This window comes from Mycobacterium saskatchewanense (assembly GCF_010729105.1).
Taxonomy (GTDB): Bacteria; Actinomycetota; Actinomycetes; order Mycobacteriales; family Mycobacteriaceae; genus Mycobacterium; species Mycobacterium saskatchewanense.
The window spans coordinates 1,796,527-1,811,954 of the sequence record NZ_AP022573.1 but is presented as its reverse complement, the minus strand read 5'-3'; the positions used below and the strand labels follow the sequence as shown (position 1 = coordinate 1,811,954).

Below are 15,428 nucleotides of genomic sequence, written 5' to 3'. Positions count from 1 at the left end.
ACCGTCGTGAGTTGGGAGCAGTCGGCATGACGATCGATCCGGGGGCTAAGCAGGATCTCAAGCCGTGGACCGCTTTCAGTCACTTCGAGGACATTCCCGAGTGGATCTCGAACGCCTACATCGAGAGCTACCGCGGTCCGCACAGTGACGAGCCCGGCACCGCGACCGGACCCGTCGATCTGACGGTCCCCGCCACCATCGTGAGTCCCGGGATGCTGGGCGCGCACTATCGGCTCGGCGAGCGCCGCCCCGCCGGTGAAAGCCGTGTCGCCGTCTACGCCCCGGACGACCCCGCCGGGTTCGGGCCCGCTTTGCAGGTCGTCACCGATCACGGTGGCATGTTGATGGACTCCGTCACCGTGCTGCTGCACCGGCTCGGCGTCGCCTACGCCGCGATCATGACCCCGGTCTTCGATGTGCGGCGCGATCCGGCGGGCGATCTGCAGAGCGTCGAACCGAAGCCGGCGGACGCGTCGCAATACGTCGGCGAGGCGTGGATCCACGTGCAGCTGGAGCCTTCCGTCGACAGCAAGGGCCTCGTCGAGGTCGAGCGCCTGCTGCCCAAGGTGCTGTCCGACGTGCAGCAGGTCGCCAGCGACGCGTCGACACTGATCTCCACCCTGTGCGACCTGGCCTCGGAGGTCGAGGCCAATGCCGGCGGGCGCTTCTCGGCGCCCGACCGCGACGACGTCGCCGGGCTCCTGCGCTGGCTGGCCGACGGCAACTTCCTCCTGCTGGGCTACCAGCGTTGCCGCGTGCACGACGGTCTGGTGTCCGGCGACGGATCACCGGGCCTGGGCGTACTGCGTACCCGCGCCGGTTCGCGGCCCCGGCTGACCGACGACGACAAGCTGCTGGTGCTGGCGCAGTCGGTGGTGGGCAGCTACCTGCGCTACGGCGCGTACCCGTATGTCGTCGCGGTTCGCGACGACGTCGGCGGTGACGACGGCGTCATTGAGCACCGGTTCGTCGGGCTCTTCACCGTCGCCGCCATGAACGCCGATGTGCTTGAGATTCCGACGATTTCGCGGCGGGTCCGCGAGGCGCTGACGATGGCCGAGAGCGACCCGATTCACCCCGGGCAGCTGTTGCTCGACGTCATCCAGACCGTCCCGCGCTCGGAGCTGTTCACGCTCAGCGCCGAACGGCTGTTGAAGATGGCCAAAGCGGTGGTGGACCTGGGATCGCAGCGGCACGCGCTGTTGTTCCTGCGCGCCGACCGGCTGCAGTATTTCGTCTCCTGCCTGGTCTACCTGCCCCGCGACCGCTACACCACCCAGGTGCGGCTGCAGATCGAGGACATCCTCGTTCGCGAATTCGGCGGTACCCGACTGGAATTCACCGCCCGTGTGAGCGAATCACCTTGGGCTCTCATGCATTTCATGGTCCGCCTGCCCGAGGATGCGGACGCGGTCGATGTCTCCGAAGGCAACCGGCTCCGGATTCAGGGTCTGCTGAGCGAGGCGGCGCGCACCTGGACCGACCGGCTGATCGGCGCGGCCGCCGACCTTCCGGACGGCTCGGTCTCCCACACCGATGCCGAGCACTATGCCGCCGCCTTCTCTGAGGTCTACAAGCAGGCCGTCACTCCCGGCGAGGCCATCGATCACATCGCGATCATCAAACGGCTGCAGGACGATTCGGTCAAGCTGGTGTTCTCCGACCGGGCCGAGGAGGGGGCCGCCCAGCTGACCTGGTTCCTCGGCGGCCGAGCCGCCTCGCTGAGCCAGCTGCTGCCCATGCTGCAGAGCATGGGCGTCGTGGTGCTCGAGGAGCGGCCATTCACGGTCACCCGCGCGGACGGGCTGTCAGTGTGGATCTACCAGTTCAAGATCCAGCCCCACCCCACCATCCCGGCAGCGTCGACGGCCGAGGAACGCGAGTCGACCGCCCAGCGTTTCGCCGACGCGGTCACCGCCATCTGGCAGGGCCGCGTCGAGGTCGACCGGTTCAACGAACTGGTCATGCGCGCGCGGCTGACGTGGCAGCAGGTGGTGCTCCTGCGGGCGTACGCGAAATACCTTCGGCAGGCAGGCTTTCCGTACAGCCAGTCGTACATCGAGTCGGTGCTCAACGAGCACCCAAGGACCGCCCGGTCACTGGTCACGCTGTTCGAGGCCCTCTTCGACCCCGAACGGTCGTCCACGAGCCGCGACGCGCAGGCCGCCGCTACGGCGGTCGCGCAGGACATCGACGCGCTGGTGAGTCTGGACACCGACCGCATCCTGCGCGCGTTCGCGTCGCTGGTGCAGGCCACGTTGCGCACCAATTACTTTGTGACGCGCGAGGGTTCGGCCCGCCGCCGCAATGTCTTGGCGCTCAAGCTCGACGCACAGCTCGTCGACGAGCTGCCGCTGCCGCGCCCGAAGTACGAGATTTTCGTCTACTCCCCGCGGGTGGAGGGCGTGCACCTGAGGTTCGGTCCGGTGGCGCGGGGCGGCCTGCGCTGGTCGGACCGCCGCGACGACTTCCGCACCGAGATCCTGGGCCTGGTCAAGGCGCAGGCGGTGAAGAACGCCGTCATCGTGCCGGTCGGGGCCAAGGGCGGTTTCGTCGTCAAGCGACCGCCGCTGGCCACCGGCGACCAGGCCGCGGACCGCGACGCCACCCGCGCCGAGGGCGTCGCGTGCTATCAGCTGTTCATCTCCGGGCTGCTCGACGTGACCGACAACGTCGACCACGGCACCGGGAAGGTCAGCCCGCCGCCCGGCGTGGTGCGGCGCGACGGCGACGACGCCTACCTGGTGGTGGCTGCGGACAAGGGCACCGCGACGTTCTCCGACATCGCCAACGACGTCGCGAAGTCCTACGGCTTCTGGCTGGGTGACGCGTTCGCGTCCGGCGGATCGGTCGGCTACGACCACAAGGCCATGGGCATCACCGCCAAGGGCGCGTGGGAGGCCGTCAAACGGCACTTCCGCGAAATGGGCGTGGACACCCAGACCGAGGACTTCACCGTCGTGGGCATCGGCGACATGAGCGGCGACGTGTTCGGCAACGGCATGCTGCTGAGCGAGCACATCAGGCTGATCGCCGCGTTCGACCACCGGCACATCTTCCTCGACCCCAATCCCGATGCCGCCGCGTCGTGGGCGGAACGCCGGCGCATGTTCGACCTGCCGCGGTCCAGCTGGGACGATTACGACAAGTCGTTGATCAGCGAGGGCGGCGGGGTCTACAGCCGCGAACACAAGGCCATCCCGGTCAGCCCTCAGGTTCGCGACGCGCTCGGCATCGACGACGACGTGAGCGACATGTCCCCGCCCAACCTGATCAAGGCGATCCTGCAGGCGCCGGTGGACCTGCTCTTCAACGGCGGCATCGGCACCTACATCAAGGCCGAATCGGAGTCCGACGCCGACGTCGGCGACCGCGCCAACGACCCGGTGCGCGTCAACGCACATCAGGTGCGCGCCAAGGTGATCGGCGAAGGCGGGAACCTGGGCGTCACGGCGCTGGGCCGCGTCGAGTTCGACCTGTCGGGCGGGCGGATCAACACCGACGCGATGGACAACTCGGCGGGGGTGGACTGCTCGGACCACGAGGTCAACATCAAGATCCTGATCGACTCGCTGGTGACCGCCGGGAAAGTGCGGGCCGACGAACGCAAAGCGTTGCTGGAGTCGATGACCGACGAGGTTTCCACGTTGGTACTCACCGACAACGAGGAGCAGAACGACCTGATCGGCACCAGTCGCGCCAACGCGGCCAGCCTGTTGCCCGTGCATGCGCGGCTGATCCAGAACCTGGTCGACGAACGCGGGCTCAACCGCGAACTGGAAGCCCTGCCGACGGAGAAGGAGATCCACCGGCGCTCGGAGGCCGGCATCGGCCTGACCTCGCCGGAGCTGTCCACGCTGATGGCGCACGTCAAGCTGGGGCTCAAAGAGGAGATGCTCGGCACCGAGCTGCCCGAACAAGACGTCTTCGCCTCCCGGATACCGCTCTACTTCCCGACCCCGCTACGGGAGCGGTTCACCCCCGAGATCCGCAACCACCAGCTACGCCGCGAAATCGTCACCACCATGCTCATCAACGATCTGGTGGACACCGCCGGCATCAGCTACGCCTTCCGGATCACCGAGGACGTCGGGGTGAAGTCGGTCGATGCGGTGCGCACCTACGTCGCCACCGACGCGATATTCGGGGTCGGGGACATCTGGCGCCGGATCCGCGCGGCGAACCTGCCTGTCGCCGTGTCGGACCGGCTCACGCTGGACACCCGGCGGCTGATCGACCGGGCCGGCCGCTGGCTGCTCAACTACCGCCCCCAGCCGCTCGCGGTCGGCGCCGAGATCAACCGGTTCGCCGCCAAGGTAGGGGATTTGACGCCGCGGATGTCGCAGTGGCTGCGCGGTGACGACAAGGCCATCGTCGAGAAGGAGGCGGCGGAGTTCGCGTCGCAGGGCGCGCCCGAAGACCTGGCCTACACTATCGCCGCCGGCCTCTACCGCTTCAGCCTGCTGGACATCATCGACGTCGGCGACATCACCGAGATAGACGCCGCCGAGGTGGCGGACACCTATTTCGCCCTGATGGACCGGCTCGGCACCGACAGCCTGTTGACCGCGGTTTCCGAGCTGCCCCGTAACGACCGCTGGCATTCGTTGGCGCGCTTGGCGATTCGCGACGATATCTACGCCTCGCTGCGCTCCTTGTGTTTCGACGTGCTCGCCGTGGGGGAGCCCGACGAAAGCGGCGAGCAGAAGATCGCCGAATGGGAGCACATCAGCGCGTCCCGCGTGGAGCGTGCCCGCCGCACGCTGTTGGAGATCCAGGAGAGCGGTGAGAAGGACCTCGCGACGTTGTCGGTGGCGGCGCGCCAGATCCGGCGCATGACCCGCACCAGTGGACGGGGGTCGTCGAGTTGAGCGCCGGCTTCGTCGCCCCGGTGCCCGTCCGGTGGTCCGACATCGACATGTATCAGCACGTCAACCACGCGACCATGGTGACCATCCTGGAAGAGGCGCGCGTGCCCTTTCTGCGCGAGCCGTTCGCCGCGGACATCACCACCATCGGCCTGCTGATCGCGGACGTCCGGGTCACCTATAAGGATCAGCTGCGGCTGGTCGATTCGCCGCTGCAGGTGACCATCTGGACCAAGCGGCTGCGGGCGGTCGACTTCACGCTGGGCTACGAGGTGCGGTCCGTCCTCGCCGACCCGGATTCGAAACCGGCCGTCATCGCGGAATCGCAACTGGCCGCCGTCCATATCGAGGAGCAGCGGCTGGTGCGGCTCAGCCCCCAGCATCGGGAGTATCTGCAACGGTGGATCCGGTAACCGAGCGCGGGCTGTGGGTCGGCCCGGAAGCCAGGGCCGCCCACCGCGGCGATCTGGCGGCCTTCGTCGACAACGCGCTGCGGATGGACGACTCCGCCGTCATCCGGCTGCGCACGCGGTCCGACGGGTTACTGACGGCCTGGGTCGCAACGGGTTTCGACGTGCTCGCCAGCCGGGTGGTGGGCGGCACGGTCCGCCCCGGCGACATGACGGTGGCCGCGGAGGCGCTGGCGCGCGGCCTGTCCGCGATGGACGCCTCCGGCTACGTCGATCCGGGGTTCGCCATGGACTCCGCGTGGCGAGGCGCGCTGCCCCCGGAATCCGGCTTCACCTACCTCGACGACGTCCCCGCGCGGGTGCTGCTCGACCTGGCGCAGCAGGGCGGCCGACTTGCCAAGGAGCACAGCGGCGCCCATGGCCCTCCCGTCTCGCTGCTGGACCAGGAGGTCGTCCAGGTCAGCTCGGCCGACGCCAGCGTGGGACTGCCCCTGCGGTGCGTGTTCGCCTTGACCGCAATGGGTTTCCTGCCGCAGTCGCCCGAAGGCGCCGACGAGATCATCCGCGTCCGGATATCGCCGACGTGGCTGCGGGTCGACGCGCGCTTCGGCTCGGTGTACCGGCGGCGCGGCGATCCGGCGCTGCTCCTGAGCTGATCGGCAACGGCGTGTCAAAAAGCGAGGCGCAGAAGGTCTTCGGCGTTGCGATGGGCGATGCGGTGGCGGTCGTCGTCCCCGATCGGAAGCTGCTCGAGAAAGCTGCGGGTCCCGTCCAACGTGAGGTACGGGTAGTCCACGGACCAAATCAGTTGGTCAAGACCGACTGTCCGTGCGATGAAGTCGAATTGGGCCGGATAGAACATTCCGCTGGGGGTGATCCACACGTGCTGGAGGTAGGCGTCGGAAATGGTCGTGGCCAAGCCGGTGACGTGTGGCGGCATGACGTCGTCGAGCCGCGGTAGATAGAACGGCACCATTTCGCCCCAGTGGCCGCTGACGATCTGCAACTGCGGGAAGCGCTCGAACGCTCTGGACAGGATCAGGCGCAGCACATGGATGCCGGCTCCGTGGTGCCAGCCCCACCCCCCCAAGCGAGACTTGCGCCGTGACCTCCGGGGCAAAGCCGCCGTAATAGGCGCTTTGCACCGCCGGGATCGGATGAAAGGGGTGCATGTACAACGGGATCCGAAGGTCGTTGAGCTTCTGAAGCACGGGGGCATAGCGCGGGTGGTCGAGGAAATCGGCGCCCGGCCGTCCCACAATGAGGACGCCGCAGAGTCGTAGATCGTTGACCGCGCGGTCAAGCTCGTCGACGGCGCCCTGCGGCGCCTGCCAGGGCAACAGGGCGAATCCGCCGAACCGGTCGGGATATTGGGCGACGGCGCCAGTTCGTCGTCACACCGCAGACCATGAACAGCACCGTGAGCCGACTGGGCGCGTCTACGCCAAAGCTGACGTCGATATGGTCGCGCTCGACGAGCAACTGGCCGCCGATCTCGCGCCGGCCGACTTGCGCGCGTTGCGGCACGGGTTGGCCCGCGTCACCGCATTGGCCGACGGGGCTTCCCAGGCGCAGCCGGATAAAGAATCACGTTGAGTCGTGGGCTGCGGCCCGGCGATCAGGTGCCGTACATCAACCACAGCGGGAGAACGGCGTTGAGGTAGTCCATGAACTTCTTGAGGCCCACCCGGAACTGCCCGTAGCCGAAGGGATCTTCCGCGTACTCCGGGAAAGCGATGCCGAGGCCGAACAGGCCGGGAGCGATGATTCCGTTGATGCGGTTGTAACCCAGCTCGCCCCACTGCGGCGTCGCGGGGAGTTTCCTGCGCTCGAAGCCGACGGTGTAGACGACGCGGTCGCACTCGTCGAGCTTCGCCGCGAAGTCCGGGCTGGAGACCCAGCACCTCTCCAATCGGTCCGGGTACACCCCGTCGATGTTCTCGCGAGCCCATTGCGCCGCTCGGCCCTTGAGGCCGGTGTCGTCGAAGAGGATCCAATCATCCAGGTAGACGGCGTATTTGAGGGGGCTGCGGTAGAAGTTGATCACTTTGGCGACCGGTTGGTGCAGGAGGTTGGGCAGGACGATCATCGACGAGTGCGACGAGCCGAAGACCGCCACCGTCGCACCGTCCAGCGGCTGCTCCGCGAGCCTTTCTGGATCGAGGGCGATCTCCACGGGGATCTCGGTCAAGTGCGGATACGAGAGCCGCTTGGGGACGGCGCCGACGGCCAACACCACGTTCTTCGAAAGGAGTTCTCGCAGCTCGGTTTCGATTCGCCACCGCCGTCTCTCCAGGAAGAGGGCGGTCGCCGTCGTCTCGTGGATGTGCACCCGTTCGCGCAGGTGCCCGGTGACCCACGCGAGGGGCTCCGCCACCAGGGCCAGGGCGCACGTCTCGTCGGGGTCGATCTCCCGCAGCGGCATGGGCGGCGCCTCGTCGAACCTGAACGCCGCCGAGCCCTGCAGGAAGCTCAGGAAGGTCCCGGCGATGGTGTTGCTCGACACCGACCGCCACTTCCGGCCGAGGTCGCCCGCCGCGAAGGCGGGGTCTATCCAGGCGATCTCGTCGGGGGCGATCCCGCGATCGAGGAGCCTGCCCACCGCCGCGATTCCCGCGGGACCCGCCCCGACCACCGCCCACTCATAGGGTGTCACGTAATTACATATAGAGCAGCGGGCGGCGAAGCGCTTGCCACGTGGTCCCGCCTAGACCAGCCAGGCCGCGGCGTCCGGGGGAAGTTCGCCGTCGCTCAGCGGCGCGCTGGCTGCGATCACCTCGCCCGGCGGGAGCGGGATCGGGTGGGTGCCCGCGTTCAGCGCGCAGACGAGACCGCCGCCGCGCCGCCGGAACACCAACGCGCCGGCCGGTGCGGCCAGCCAGTCGATCTCGCCGCCGTCGAATTCCGGCCTCTCCCTGTGCAATTGGATGATGCGCCGGAAGAAGGACAGCGTCGAGCCGGCGTCGGCATCCTGCTTTTCGATGGTGAGCGCCGCCCATTCGGGGGGCATCGGCAGCCAGGTGTCGGGGTTGGCCGAGAAGCCGAAGGGCGGCTCGTCGCCCGACCAGGGGAGCGGAACCCGGCAGCCGTCGCGGCCGCGTTCGGTGTGCCCCGAGCGCTCCCACGTGGGGTCCTGCAGCACCTCGTCGGGCAGGTCGACGTCGGCCAGGCCCAACTCCTCGCCGTTGTAGATGAACACCGCGCCCGGCAGGGCGAGCATCACCATGGCCATGGCCCGCGCCCGGCGCAGCCCGACCTCGCCGCCGCCGTACCGGGTGACCTCCCGGCCCACGTCGTGGTTGGACAGCGTCCAGGTCGGGGTGGCGTCGACGATCGCGGCGGCCGCCAGCGAGTTCTGGACCGCGTCGTGGATCTCGTCGGCGTCGAAGTCGGTTCGGGTGAGGCGGAAATTGAACCCCAGGTGCAGCTCGTCGGGCCGCAGATACTCGGCCCACCGATGATTGTCGGTGACCCACACCTCGCCGACGGTCACCGCGCCCGGGTAGTCGTTGACGACCGCGCGGATGTCGCGGTGGATGGCGTGCACGTTCGGGTTGTTGAAGCGCGGGTCATCGTCGGTGTGGCGCAGCACCGTGCTGTCGTCCGTCGAGTCCGGCAGGCCCGCCGGCTTGGCCATTCCGTGCGCCACGTCGATGCGAAACCCGTCGACGCCACGCTCCAGCCAGAACCGCAGCGTCTTCTCGAAGTCGTCGAACACCTCGGGGTTGTCCCAGTTGAGGTCGGGCTGCTCGGTGTCGAAGAGGTGCAGGTACCACTGGCCGGGGTTGCCGTCGGGCTCGATCACGCGCGTCCAGGCGGGGCCGCCGAACACCGACTCCCAGTTGTTCGGCGGCAGCTCCCCGCGAGGGCCCCGCCCGTCTCGGAAGAAGTAGCGGTCACGCGCCTCCGTGCCGGGTCCCGCGGCCAGCGCCGCCTGGAACCAGGGGTGTTGGGAACTGGTGTGGTTGGGGACCACGTCCATGGTGACCTTGATGCCCCGCTCGTGCGCCGCGGCGACCAGCCGCTCGAACGCGGCCAGCCCCCCGAAGAGCGGGTCGATGTCACGCGGGTCGGCGACGTCATAGCCGTGGTCGGCCATCGGCGACACCGTGACCGGATTGATCCAGATGGCGTCGACGCCGAGCCGTTCCAGGTAGTCCAGCCCGCCGGCCAAACCGTCCAGGTCGCCGACGCCGTCGCCGTCGCTGTCGGCGAACGACCGCGGATAGACCTGGTAGAACACGGCGTCCGACCACCACGCCATCGGGTCCGCCATCACAGGGCCGCGTTCACGAGGGAGTGGGCGGCCATCTCGAGGTAGTCGAGCAGCTGGCGCCGGTGCTCGTCGTCGAGGGTCTGCGAGTCGATCGAGGCGACCGCGGTGTGCATGCACCGCAGCCAGGCGTCGCGCTCGAGTGGGGTGATCCGGAAGGGCATGTGGCGCATCCTCAGCCGCGGATGCCCGCGCTGGTCGGAGTAGGTCCGCGGGCCGCCCCAGTACTGCTCGAGGAACATGCGGAGCCGGTCTTCGGCGCCCGCGAGGTCGTCCTCGGGGTAGATCCTGCGCAATATCTCGTCCTCGGCGACTTGCGTGTAGAAGCGGGACACGATCGCGTTGAAGGTTTCGGCGCCGCCGACGGCGTCGTAGAAAGTCACTTGATCCATCGCCCTCCATTGTGGTGCATGGCCCGGGCGGCAAACCGCGGCGGGCCGAAGCTGTGCCGGGTGTTCACCGTTTCGACACGGCGCGCACCAGCAATAGGCGTGCGGTCGGCGGCGAATCATGGTGGACTGTCCCCGGAGGATCTATGGCGCAGGGCAAGAGACGCCGCACCCACCGCAGTACCGGTGCCGCGGCAGGGTTAACCGGGCCCCCAACCGCGTCGTCCCTGCACAGCTTCGAGAGTCATCCCCGCGCCGACACGCACCCGCTTACCCGCAGCGACACCGCCTCAATCTGGAGTCGCCGACGGGTGCTGCTGCTGAATTCCACCTACGAGCCGCTGACCGCGCTCCCGATGCGGCGCGCGATCGTCATGGTGATCTGCGGCAAGGCCGACGTGGTGCACCACGACCCGGCCGGGCCCGTGATCCATTCGGCGAGCAAGTCCATCGTCGTGCCGTCGGTGATCCAGCTGCGGACGTATGTCCGGGTGCCCTACCGCGCCCGCGTCCCGATGACCCGCGCCGCGCTCATGCACCGCGACCGATTCTGCTGCGCCTACTGCGGGGCCAAGGCCGACACGATCGACCACGTGGTGCCGCGCAGCCGCGGGGGCGACCACTCGTGGGAGAACTGCGTCGCGTGCTGCTCGACCTGCAACCACCGCAAGGGCGACAAGCTGCTCGCCGAGCTCGGCTGGGCGCTGCGCCGCACGCCGCTGCCCCCGACCGGGCAGCACTGGCGACTGCTGTCGACGGTCAAGGAGCTCGATCCCGCGTGGGCCCGGTATCTCGGCGAAGGCGCCGCATAAGCCGATCACGTGTATCGGTGAAGCATCCCGTGGGATACCGTTTGCGTCGTGAGCATGCTGGAGATCCACCTGTACTTGATCGGCATACCGTTGCTGCTGGTGGTCGTGCTTTCGGTGCTGATCTGGTCCCGCAAGGGGCCGCACCCCGCGACCTACAAGCTGGGCGAGAAGTGGACACACCCGCCGATCCTCTGGGCCGCGGTCGATGAGGACGTCTGCCATGGCCACGGGGGACACGGCAAGTCGGAGTTTTCGGTGGGAGGTGGCGCCAGTGGCAAGTGGTGACGTAGCGACAATCGACCCGGCGGAACTGCCCCCGGGCTCGGTGATCACGACCAGCGGCCGGATCTCGGGGGTCACCGAGCCCGGCGAGCTGTCCGTGCACTACCCCTTCCCGATCAAGGACCTGGTGGCCATCGACGACGCCCTGAAGTATGGGTCGCGGGCCTCGCATGCGCGGTTCGCCGTGTACCTGGGCGACCTCGGCGCCGACACCGCCGCACGCGCGCGCGAGCTGCTGGCCAGGGTTCCCACGCCGGACGACGCCGTGCTGCTCGCCGTCTCGCCCGACCAGCGCGCCATCGAGGTCGTCTACGGGTCGGCAGTCCGCGGACGCGGCGCCGAATCGGCCGCGCCGCTCGGGGTGGCCGCCGCGTCGGCGTCCTTCGAGCGCGGTGACCTGGTCGACGGGCTGGTCAGCGCCATCCGCGTCATGAGCGCGGCGATCTCCCCGGCGTAGTTTCCGCGGCCTGGATTTCGGGGGCGCCACCGTCGCGGGCGTCTCGATGAGGCGCTGATGGCGCGGAGGGCGTCGAGCCGGGCCCGCCCGCTACTCGGTGCTGTCGAACTTGCGCGCCCGCAGCGACCGCTTCACCCCGGCCTGCCCCTCGAGCACCAGGCGCCGCAATGCCGGCGGCACCTCCGAATCGGGCGCGGACAGGAACTCGTCCGCCGCTGCGACGGCTTCGTCGCTGATATCCCAGTGCGGATACAGGCCGATCACCACCGTTTGGGCGACCTCACTGGATCGCCGCGTCCAGACGCCGGGAATCGCCTCGAAGTAGCGGCCGGTGAATGGCTTGAGCAGCTCGTGCTGACCGGGCGCCGCGATGCCCGCGATGATCGCCCGCGCGGTGGTGTTGGGCAAGGTGTCGTCCTCGACCACCGTGGCCCACGCCTGCTCCTTGACCGCCAGTTGTGGGCGCGCCGCCGCGGCCTGAGCACCGTGCCGCTTGCCCGCGGCGGTCGGGTCGCGCTCCACCTCGGCATCGATGAACGGTGTCGCGGCCCCGTCGGCGTCGATGTGTCCGGCGGTGGCCAGCGCGGTGACGATGCGCCACCGCAGGTCGGTGTCGATCACCAGCCCGGCCAGCCCCGACTCCGCGGGATCGTGGTCGAGGAGGTCGGCGAGCATCACAACATGGCGGGTCGAGAGCACCGACGAGCACAGGGTGTTGACGAACGCGAGCTGGTGATCGGATCCGGGCTCCGCCCCGCGCGCCAACTCCAGTAGCCGATCGGCGAATTCCGGCCAACCGCGCTCGCGGGCCCAGCCGGGCTCGGCGTAGGAACCCAGCGCGGTCTGCGCCTGAAGCAGCAGCCGCTGCGCCACGCCGACCTCGGTCTCGGCCTGCACCCCGCCCGACACCAGCGCGACGAAGTCGCGGGCCCGGAGCTCGGCCGCGCGGGTCATCTCCCACGCCGCCGACCACACCAGCGTGCGCGGCAGCGGCTCGGCGATGTCGGCGATGCGCCGCAGCGCGGTCCGCAGCGACTGCGGATCCAGCCGCAGTGAGCAATACGTGAAGTCGTCGTCGTTGACCAGCACCAGCTGCCCACGCGAAACTCCAGTCAGCGCGGGCACTTCCGTGACAGGTCCCTCGACGTCGAGTTCCTCGCGGTGCACCCGCACGAGCTTGCCGGCCGCGTCGTCGTCGTAGATGCCGACCGCAAGCCGATGCACGCGCGTCTCACCGGCACCCGGCTCCGCGCCGCCCTGCGTCACCGTGAACCGGGTGAACTTGCCCTCGGTGTCGACGTCGAACTCGGGGCGCAGCGTGTTCAGCCCGGTGGTCTTCAGCCACTGCTGCCCCCAGTCGGACAAATCGCGCCCGGACGCCTTCTCGAGCGCGGCGACCAGGTCGTCGAACGTGGCGTTGCCGAACGCGTGGGTGCGGAAGTAGTCCCGCAGGCCGGCCAGGAAGTGCTCCAGCCCGACGTAGGCCACCAACTGCTTGAGCACCGACGCGCCCTTGGCATACGTGATGCCGTCGAAGTTGACCTCGACCGCGGCCAGGTCGGGAATGTCGGCGGCGATCGGATGGGTGGACGGCAGCTGGTCCTGGCGGTACGCCCACGACTTCTCGACCGTCGCGAAAGTCGTCCATGCCTCGGTGAATTCGGTCGCCTCGGCCTGGCACAAGACCGACGCGAAGGTCGCGAAAGACTCGTTGAGCCACAGGTCGTCCCACCACGTCATGGTGACCAGGTCGCCGAACCACATGTGCGCCATCTCGTGCAGCACGGTCTCGGCGCGCCGCTCGTACGACGCGCGGGTGACCTTGCTGCGGAACACGTAGTCCTCGAGGAAGGTCACCGCGCCCGCGTTTTCCATAGCTCCGGCGTTGAACTCGGGGACGAACAGCTGGTCGTACTTGCCGAACGCGTACGGCAGTCCAAAGTTCTTGTGGTAGAACCCGAATCCCTGCTTGGTCTGGGTGAAGAGCCGCTCGGCGTCCATGAACGGGGCCAGCGAGGCCCGGCAGTAGATGCCCAGCGGGATCTCGCCGTGCTCGTCGGTGTAGGTGTCCAGCCACCTCTCGTACGGCCCGGCGATCAGCGCCACCAGGTAGGTGCTCATCCGCGGTGTGGTGGCAAAGGTGTGCACGGCGGCCCCGTCCGCCTGGGAGACCGACACGGTGGCGCCGTTGGAGACGACCTTCCAGTGCCTGGGCGCGGTCACCGTGACGTCGAACGTCGCCTTGAGGTCGGGCTGGTCGAAGCAGGCGAACATCCGCTTCGCGTCGGCGGTTTCGAACTGCGAGTACAGGTAGGTCTCGTTGTCCACCGGGTCGACGAACAGGTGCAGTCCCTCCCCGGTGTTGGAGTAGCGGCAGTCGGCTTCGACGACGAGGACGTTGTGCTCCTCGAGCCCGCGCAGCGGGATGCCGGTCGATTCGTCGTATTCGGACACGTCGAGCTCGCGGCCATTGAGCGTGGCGCTGCGCACGGTGTCGGCGGAGAGGTCGACCATCGTGTCGGCGCCGGGGAGCGCGTCGAAGGTGACGGTCGTCTTCGACCGGAACGTTCGCCTGCCCGGGGCGCCACTGCCGTCAGTGACGTCGAGGTCGATCCGGTAGCTGTCGACGGTGATCAGGGCGGCGCGCTCGACGGCCTGGTCCCGGGTGAGGTTAGGAAGGGCCACGCGTCCAACTTACGTGCTGGGTCCGCGCGGTTCTCGCGCACAGTGGGAACACCTGCGGGAAGCCTACGGTTGTGCTGGACGGTGTCTTGACCGACGAAAGGACTGCGCTATGCCCGAGAACGCTACCGGGAAAAACCAAGCCGACTTCTGGTTCGATCCGCTGTGCCCGTGGTGCTGGATCACGTCGCGCTGGATCCTCGAGGTCGAGAAGGTCCGCGACATCGAGGTGCACTTCCACGTGATGAGCCTGGCGATCCTCAACGAGAACCGAGAAGGCCTGCCCGACAAGTACCGGGAAATGATGAAGCACGCCTGGGGGCCCGTGCGTGTGGCCATCGCGGCCGAGCAGGCCCACGGCGCCGGTGTCCTGGCGCCCCTGTACACCGCCATGGGCACCCGGATCCACAACGAGGACAACAAGAACCTCGAGGAGGTCATCAAGTTGTCGCTCGCCGACGCCGGACTGCCCGCGGAGCTGGCCGAGGCCGCGCACAGCGAGGCCTACGACGACGCGCTGCGTAAGAGCCACCACGCGGGCATGGACGCGGTCGGCGACGACGTCGGCACCCCGACCATCCATGTCAACGGTGTGGCGTTCTTCGGTCCGGTCATCTCGAAGATCCCGCGGGGCGAGGAAGCGGGCAAGCTGTGGGACGCCTCGGTGACCTTCGCGTCGTACCCGCACTTCTTCGAGCTCAAGCGGACCCGCACCGAGCCGCCGCAGTTCGACTGACTCGGCGGGGGCGGTCCGCGGCATGCAAGGATGTCGGGCATGCGCGTCTACCTGGGTTCAGACCACGCCGGATACGAGCTCAAGCAGCAGATCATCGAGCACCTGAAGCAATCCGGGCACGAGCCCATCGATTGCGGCGCGTTCGGCTATGACCCCGAGGACGATTACCCGGCTTTCTGCATCGACGCGGCCACCCGCACGGTGGCCGACCCCGAGAGCCTCGGCATCGTGCTGGGTGGATCGGGCAACGGGGAGCAGATCGCGGCGAACAAGGTGCCGGGGGCCCGCTGCGCGCTGGCTTGGAGCGTCGAGACGGCGAGCTTGGCCAGGCAGCACAACAACGCGCAGCTGATCGGAATCGGTGGTCGCATGCACACCGTCGAGGAGGCGCTGTCCTTCGTGGACGCGTTCCTCACCACACCGTGGTCGAAAGCCGAACGGCATCAACGCCGTATCGACATCCTCAGCGAATACGAGCGCACGCACCGGGCGCCGCCGGTCCCCGGCGCCCCGGCCTGA

The 15,428-nt window shown here is 68.4% G+C and carries 14 protein-coding genes and 1 pseudogene; 9 read left to right on the top strand and 6 right to left on the bottom strand.

Annotated features, from left to right (window positions below):
- Positions 1-26: 26 nt before the first annotated feature.
- From G6N56_RS08330 to G6N56_RS08320, 3 genes are read left to right on the top strand one after another with little or no spacing between them, the layout of a single operon-like run.
- Positions 27-4,871, top strand: coding sequence for an NAD-glutamate dehydrogenase (locus tag G6N56_RS08330; protein WP_085254952.1), 4,845 nt, complete (start codon positions 27-29; stop codon positions 4,869-4,871).
- Entirely contained in the window at positions 4,868-5,281 is a 414-nt protein-coding gene (locus tag G6N56_RS08325) for an acyl-CoA thioesterase (protein ID WP_085254953.1), read from the top strand. Before G6N56_RS08330 ends, G6N56_RS08325 begins: the two co-directional genes overlap by 4 nt.
- The gene (locus tag G6N56_RS08320) at positions 5,269-5,934 is read left to right on the top strand and encodes a DUF8185 domain-containing protein (protein WP_085254954.1); all 666 of its coding nucleotides are present in this window, start codon (positions 5,269-5,271) and stop codon (positions 5,932-5,934) included. The genes G6N56_RS08325 and G6N56_RS08320 overlap by 13 nt, the downstream gene beginning before the upstream one ends.
- Positions 5,935-5,948: 14 nt before the next feature.
- On the opposite strand, the gene G6N56_RS28960 is transcribed toward G6N56_RS08320, so the two are convergent.
- A complete protein-coding gene (locus G6N56_RS28960) occupies positions 5,949-6,497 on the bottom strand; it encodes an amidohydrolase family protein (RefSeq protein ID WP_264019727.1) in 549 nt (182 codons plus the stop codon).
- A pseudogene (locus G6N56_RS29740) lies at positions 6,466-6,648 on the bottom strand (amidohydrolase family protein); the annotation flags it as partial. The pseudogene G6N56_RS29740 and the gene G6N56_RS28960, both read right to left, overlap by 32 nt.
- 91 nt (positions 6,649-6,739) lie before the next feature.
- Here G6N56_RS29740 and G6N56_RS29440 point away from each other — a divergent pair.
- On the top strand, positions 6,740-6,874 hold the full coding sequence (locus G6N56_RS29440) for a hypothetical protein (protein WP_264019728.1): 135 nt from the start codon (positions 6,740-6,742) through the stop codon (positions 6,872-6,874).
- Between the two features lie 22 nt (positions 6,875-6,896).
- On the opposite strand, the gene G6N56_RS08310 is transcribed toward G6N56_RS29440, so the two are convergent.
- The 3 genes from G6N56_RS08310 to G6N56_RS08300 form a co-directional block, all read right to left on the bottom strand.
- Complete coding sequence (locus G6N56_RS08310; protein WP_085254988.1) at positions 6,897-7,913, bottom strand: FAD/NAD(P)-binding protein; 1,017 nt, start codon at positions 7,911-7,913, stop codon at positions 6,897-6,899.
- A 72-nt stretch (positions 7,914-7,985) separates the two neighbouring features.
- Positions 7,986-9,554 carry a glycoside hydrolase family 13 protein gene (locus G6N56_RS08305; protein ID WP_085254987.1) on the bottom strand — a complete coding sequence of 523 codons (1,569 nt, stop codon included), beginning with the start codon at positions 9,552-9,554 and terminating at the stop codon, positions 7,986-7,988.
- Positions 9,554-9,943, bottom strand: coding sequence for a globin (locus G6N56_RS08300; protein ID WP_085254955.1), 390 nt, complete (start codon positions 9,941-9,943; stop codon positions 9,554-9,556). Before G6N56_RS08300 ends, G6N56_RS08305 begins: the two co-directional genes overlap by 1 nt.
- A gap of 143 nt (positions 9,944-10,086) precedes the next feature.
- Between G6N56_RS08300 and G6N56_RS08295 the strand changes: the two genes are divergently transcribed.
- Genes G6N56_RS08295 through G6N56_RS08285 form a run of 3 tightly spaced genes read left to right on the top strand, consistent with a single transcriptional unit; the run spans position 10,087 to position 11,491 of the window.
- The gene (locus tag G6N56_RS08295) at positions 10,087-10,752 is read left to right on the top strand and encodes an HNH endonuclease (RefSeq protein WP_085254956.1); all 666 of its coding nucleotides are present in this window, start codon (positions 10,087-10,089) and stop codon (positions 10,750-10,752) included.
- A gap of 57 nt (positions 10,753-10,809) precedes the next feature.
- Entirely contained in the window at positions 10,810-11,037 is a 228-nt protein-coding gene (gene ctaJ, locus G6N56_RS08290; protein ID WP_085254989.1) for an aa3-type cytochrome oxidase subunit CtaJ, read from the top strand.
- Positions 11,024-11,491 carry a DUF5130 domain-containing protein gene (locus tag G6N56_RS08285; protein WP_085254957.1) on the top strand — a complete coding sequence of 156 codons (468 nt, stop codon included), beginning with the start codon at positions 11,024-11,026 and terminating at the stop codon, positions 11,489-11,491. The genes ctaJ and G6N56_RS08285 overlap by 14 nt, the downstream gene beginning before the upstream one ends.
- Positions 11,492-11,581: 90 nt before the next feature.
- Here G6N56_RS08285 and pepN read toward each other — a convergent pair whose 3' ends face one another.
- Positions 11,582-14,176, bottom strand: coding sequence for an aminopeptidase N (gene pepN / locus G6N56_RS08280; RefSeq protein WP_085254958.1), 2,595 nt, complete (start codon positions 14,174-14,176; stop codon positions 11,582-11,584).
- A 109-nt stretch (positions 14,177-14,285) separates the two neighbouring features.
- Between pepN and G6N56_RS08275 the strand changes: the two genes are divergently transcribed.
- Together G6N56_RS08275 and G6N56_RS08270 are read left to right on the top strand one after the other, a co-directional pair.
- Complete coding sequence (locus G6N56_RS08275) at positions 14,286-14,909, top strand: Rv2466c family mycothiol-dependent reductase (RefSeq protein WP_085254959.1); 624 nt, start codon at positions 14,286-14,288, stop codon at positions 14,907-14,909.
- 39 nt (positions 14,910-14,948) lie between these two features.
- Positions 14,949-15,428, top strand: coding sequence for a ribose-5-phosphate isomerase (locus G6N56_RS08270; protein ID WP_085254990.1), 480 nt, complete (start codon positions 14,949-14,951; stop codon positions 15,426-15,428).

Excerpts from the sequence above, each read along its gene's own strand:
- G6N56_RS08330 (WP_085254952.1), top strand. The coding sequence starts at position 27 with ATGACGATCGATCCGGGGGCTAAGCAGGATCTCAAGCCGTGGACCGCT.
- G6N56_RS08270 (WP_085254990.1), top strand. The coding sequence starts at position 14,949 with ATGCGCGTCTACCTGGGTTCAGACCACGCCGGATACGAGCTCAAGCAG.
- G6N56_RS08295 (WP_085254956.1), top strand. The coding sequence starts at position 10,087 with ATGGCGCAGGGCAAGAGACGCCGCACCCACCGCAGTACCGGTGCCGCG.
- G6N56_RS08305 (WP_085254987.1), bottom strand. The coding sequence starts at position 9,554 with ATGGCGGACCCGATGGCGTGGTGGTCGGACGCCGTGTTCTACCAGGTC.
- G6N56_RS28960 (WP_264019727.1), bottom strand. The coding sequence starts at position 6,497 with ATGCCCCCGTGCTTCAGAAGCTCAACGACCTTCGGATCCCGTTGTACA.
- G6N56_RS08300 (WP_085254955.1), bottom strand. The coding sequence starts at position 9,943 with ATGGATCAAGTGACTTTCTACGACGCCGTCGGCGGCGCCGAAACCTTC.
- G6N56_RS29440 (WP_264019728.1), top strand. The coding sequence starts at position 6,740 with ATGGTCGCGCTCGACGAGCAACTGGCCGCCGATCTCGCGCCGGCCGAC.
- G6N56_RS08275 (WP_085254959.1), top strand. The coding sequence starts at position 14,286 with ATGCCCGAGAACGCTACCGGGAAAAACCAAGCCGACTTCTGGTTCGAT.